This is a genomic window from Streptomyces sp. NPDC005899 (assembly GCF_040629645.1).
Lineage (GTDB): Bacteria > Actinomycetota > Actinomycetes > Streptomycetales > Streptomycetaceae > Streptomyces.
In genome coordinates, this window is record NZ_JBEXWB010000450.1 from 1 (window position 1) to 4,230 (window position 4,230).

Sequence of the window (4,230 nt, forward strand, 5' to 3'; positions counted from 1 at the left end):
ACTGGCCGGCCTGCTGTCCGGCTCCTGAGCACCCGCGTGGGCCCCGCTCGGGCGACCGGCGGGGCGGATGCCTCCGAGGCCGTGGTGGTCAGGTCGGCAGCGGCACCGAGCGGCCGTCCCCCGCGCGGAAGCGGGCTGCCGACTGATCCCCCGTCCGGCAGCCTTCCGTCCCGCGCACGGCGCCCGTACGGTGGGGCGGCGCGTCGTCCGTACCGCATGCCGGACAGCACGCCGCGCACGACGGACGTCCCTCACCGACAGGAGTGCCGATGCAGCGCAGACGGATCCTTCAGGGTGCCGCGGTCACGGCCGCCGCAGCCCTCTTACCCGCCTCCGTCCGCGCGGGGGCCGCCCCGGCCGGCCCGGCCGCCGGGACCGACCACCCGTCGGCCCAGTGGGCCCCGGCCTCCGCCTCGAACTACACCGTGTCGAACCGGCCCGCGGCCTATCCGGTCGACTTCGTGGTCATCCACGTCGCCCAGCAGACGTTCTCCGAGACCATCGGCATCTTCCAGAACCCGGCCAAACAGGTGTCCGCACACTACGTGGTGCGGTCGGGCGACGGGCTCGTGGCCCAGTGCGTCCGGGAGAAGGACGTCGCCTGGCACGCCGGCAACTGGGACTACAACACCCGCAGCATCGGCATCGAGCACGAGGGCTGGGTGGATCAGCCGGCCTACTTCACGCACGCCATGTACGAACGGTCGGCCCGGTTGACGGCGGACATCTGCGACCGTCACGGCCTCCCCAAGGACCGCGCGCACATCATCGGTCACCACCAGGTGCCGGGCAGCGACCACACGGATCCCGGGGGCAACTGGGACTGGGTGCGCTACGTACGCCTCGTCAATCTTCTGTGACCGCCGGGGGGGCTTCGCGGTCAGCCCCCTGGTGCGAGGCCGTCCCCGCCGGGTCCGTCCCCGCCGGCGCGCCTGCCCGGAGGGCTCCCGGTGCCGCCGGCCCCGGCCGCGTGCCCGCGTCCGGCGTCCGGGGTCTCGTCGGCCACCGGTGGCATCATGGCCCCGCCACGCAGGCGTTCCAGGTCCGTCGCACGGACCTGGATGACGAAGAGGGCGATCAGCGCGGCGACGACGGCCATGATCGCCGCCACGACGAACGCGCTCGACACTCCCGAGGCCAGCACCTGGTCACCCCAGCGGCCCGGCAGTTCCCCGGTACGGCGGAACTCCAGTCGCTGGGCCGGGGTGGCCTGCGACAGGAAGCGGGGCACCTGGTCGGCCGCCTCGTTCCGGCTGGCCGTCCCGAACACGGTGACGAGGATGGAGAGTCCCAGCGACCCGCCCACCTGCTGGGTGGCGTTGAGGACACCGGACGCGGCCCCCGCCTCCCGGGGGACCACTCCGGACACCGCCATCAGCGTCAGCGACACGAACTGCATGCCCATGCCCGAGCCGAAGACGAGGGTGGGACCGAGGATGCTCCCCAGGTAGCTGCTGTGCACGTCGGTGAGCGTCAGCCAGGCGAGCCCGGCCGCCGCCAGGAGCGCACCCACCACCATGAACGGCTTGGGGCCCCATCGGGGCAGCAGCTGGGAGGTGACGCCCGCGCTGACGGCGATGATCGCACTGATCGGCAGGAACGCGAGTCCGGCCAGGAGGGGGCTGAAGTCCAGCACGTTCTGCACGAAGAGGGTCAGGAAGAAGAACATGCCGAACATCGCGGCCGCGAGGCTCAGCATCATCCCGTAGGCGCCGGAGCGGTTGCGGTCGCGGAACATGCGCAGCGGCGTGATGGGCTGCTTCGACCCGCGCTCGACGGCGAGGAACAGGGCGAGGAACACCACCGCCGCGATGAAGGCACCGATGGTCAGGCGGTCGGTCCAGCCGTCCTCGGAAGCCCGGATGAAACCGTAGACGAGCAGCACCATGCCCAGAGTGGAGGTGAGGGCGCCGAGGAGGTCGAAGTGACCGGGGTGACGTTCGGACTCCTTGATGTAGCGGGGCGTCGCGAGGGCGATGAGAAGGCCGATGGGGACGTTGACGAACAGCACCCACCGCCAGTCGAGCCATTCGACCAGGATGCCTCCCGCGAGCAGCCCGATCGCGCTGCCTCCCGCGGAGACGGCGGCGAACACGCCGAACGCCCGGTTCCTCTCGGGCCCTTCACGGAATGTCGTCGTGATGAGGGAGAGGGCCGTGGGCGAGGCGATGGCGCCGCCGACGCCCTGGAGCGCCCGGGCTGCCAGCAGTTGCCAGGACTCCTGCGAGAGGCCTCCGAGCAACGAGGCCAGGGAGAAGAGCAGAATGCCGAACATGAATACCCTGCGGCGCCCGAGGATGTCACCCAGCCGCCCACCGAGCAGAAGCAGTCCGCCGAATGTCAGGGTGTAGGCGTTGATCACCCAGGACAGGTTCTCGGTCGAGAATCCCAGCGACGTCTGAATATGCGGAAGAGCGATGTTGACGATGGTGATGTCGAGGACCACCATCAGCTGACAGGAGGCGATCACGAAAAGGGCCATGCCGTTGCCGCGGCCCCGTTCCGGAGTTCTGGCAGTGGACGATGGCTTCACCGGCAGTCCCGTCATGGCGAATAGTTGTCTTTCGGCCAGGGGTGAACAGCACGTTCACTCATCGACGTTAGGACGGACGGGACCGGCCCGCCAATCGATCATTTTCGACCGGCGCCGAGGCCATGCCGGCCGAGCCGACGGGGCCCTGTGGGGCGGCGGCAGGGCTCCGGTGAAGGTCACGTCGCTCGACAGGAAGTACGTACGTGTCCGGTCCATGTCGACGTCTGCCGGATCGTGTGCGCCACGTGAGGGCCGCTGAGGCCCGAGGTGCCCACCGGGATGTCGCAGTACTGGCTGGGCCGTAGCTGCCGGTCCGGTGACCGGTTGGAGGTCGCCCCAGGTGAGCGCCTCTCGGCGCGGCCGCCGCCGCGCAGCTGCCCATCCGGGAACGCGGCCGGGGAGTTGCCGGGTTCCGGAAGTCGCTGCCCCACCGCTGCCGGCACCGTAAGTGTGTGAGGCCGGGTCGACGTCTGTGCCGTGCGCCCCGGCCGTGCCGGTCATCGGGATCGGGCAGAGCGAAGTGGCGGCGAGCACGCCAGCAGTGCGGGCCCCGGGCTTCCCGGCCGGGAAGCCCGGGCTCGCGGCCCGTCCTCGGCGTCACCAGTAGTGGCGACGACCTCCCACGGCGTGGCCGACGGCGCCGAGCACCCACAGGAGGACGCCGATCGCCAGCAGGATGATTCCGATGGTCCACAGAATGCCGATACCGGCCACCAGGCCGATGATGAGCAGGATGGCTCCGATAATGATCATGGCTGCCTCCGGTCGCTCGCCGCCGCGGAATACTTACGGTGCACTTATGAGCATATGCCGTGTTCCCGCACTTTCCCAGACGGGGCGAACAGGCTTCCCACCGGAACGGTCCATCAGCATTGGCGCGAGTGCTCCCCGGTCGGCATAAAGGGGAGAAGGCGGGCTGTTCGAAACCGCAGAATCACCCCCGGAAGCGCTGGAGCGTCATGTCCCCCTCTGCCACCACACCCCGTTACACCGTCCCCGGCCTCAGTGTCGAACAGGGAGGCAAGGTCGTCGCCTCGCTCGGCATGCGTCTGCACGCTCTCAACGACCTCGCGCTCACCCTCAAGCACATTCACTGGAACGTGGTCGGCCCTCATTTCATCGCCGTCCACGAGATGCTCGATCCCCAGACCTCGGCGGTGCGGGAAATGGCCGACGCGGTGGCGGAGCGGATCTCGGCCCTGGGCGGTGAGCCCCAGGGCACTCCGGGCGTGCTCGTCGCCGAGCGCGCCTGGGACGACTACAGCATCGGCCGGGCCGACGCCATCGCCCACCTCGGCGCCCTCGACCTCGTCTACACCGGCCTGATCGAGTCGCACCGCCGGGTGGCCGCCGAGATCGAGGAGACCGACCCCGTCACGCAGGACCTGCTGATCACCCAGCTCGGCGCCCTGGAGCAGTTCCAGTGGTTCGTGCGGGCCCACCTCGAAAGCGGCTCGGGCCGGCTCAGCACCGCCGGCACGTCACGTGAGGAAGAGGCGGCCCAGGCCGCCAAGTCCGGCGCAGGGAGCGCGGAGGCTCCGCGCAAGGCGGCGAAGAAGTCGGCGGCGAAGAAGGGCGCGGCCAAGAAGTCGAGTGCCAGGAAGACGACGGCGGGCCGGAACCGGACCACCCGCTGACCGTACCGCCTCCCCCGTGCTGGCCGGGTGTTTCGGCACCCGTGCCCGACGCGACGGTGC

The 4,230-nt window shown here is 70.2% G+C and carries 4 protein-coding genes; 2 read left to right on the top strand and 2 right to left on the bottom strand.

Annotated elements, in window-relative coordinates:
• Positions 1–269 precede the first annotated feature (269 nt).
• Positions 270–860, top strand: coding sequence for an N-acetylmuramoyl-L-alanine amidase (locus ABZ371_RS29645; protein WP_358685338.1), 591 nt, complete (start codon positions 270–272; stop codon positions 858–860).
• 20 nt (positions 861–880) lie between these two features.
• On the opposite strand, the gene ABZ371_RS29650 is transcribed toward ABZ371_RS29645, so the two are convergent.
• Together ABZ371_RS29650 and ABZ371_RS29655 are read right to left on the bottom strand one after the other, a co-directional pair.
• Entirely contained in the window at positions 881–2,548 is a 1,668-nt protein-coding gene (locus tag ABZ371_RS29650; RefSeq protein ID WP_358685341.1) for an MFS transporter, read from the bottom strand.
• A gap of 582 nt (positions 2,549–3,130) precedes the next feature.
• Complete coding sequence (locus ABZ371_RS29655; protein WP_358685344.1) at positions 3,131–3,286, bottom strand: DUF6131 family protein; 156 nt, start codon at positions 3,284–3,286, stop codon at positions 3,131–3,133.
• Positions 3,287–3,492: 206 nt separating this feature from the next.
• Between ABZ371_RS29655 and ABZ371_RS29660 the strand changes: the two genes are divergently transcribed.
• Complete coding sequence (locus ABZ371_RS29660) at positions 3,493–4,170, top strand: DNA starvation/stationary phase protection protein (RefSeq protein ID WP_358685346.1); 678 nt, start codon at positions 3,493–3,495, stop codon at positions 4,168–4,170.
• Positions 4,171–4,230: the final 60 nt, after the last annotated feature.

Coding starts and splice junctions, on each gene's coding strand:
- ABZ371_RS29645 (WP_358685338.1), top strand. CDS start 270: ATGCAGCGCAGACGGATCCTTCAGGGTGCCGCGGTCACGGCCGCCGCA.
- ABZ371_RS29650 (WP_358685341.1), bottom strand. CDS start 2,548: ATGACGGGACTGCCGGTGAAGCCATCGTCCACTGCCAGAACTCCGGAA.
- ABZ371_RS29655 (WP_358685344.1), bottom strand. CDS start 3,286: ATGATCATTATCGGAGCCATCCTGCTCATCATCGGCCTGGTGGCCGGT.
- ABZ371_RS29660 (WP_358685346.1), top strand. CDS start 3,493: ATGTCCCCCTCTGCCACCACACCCCGTTACACCGTCCCCGGCCTCAGT.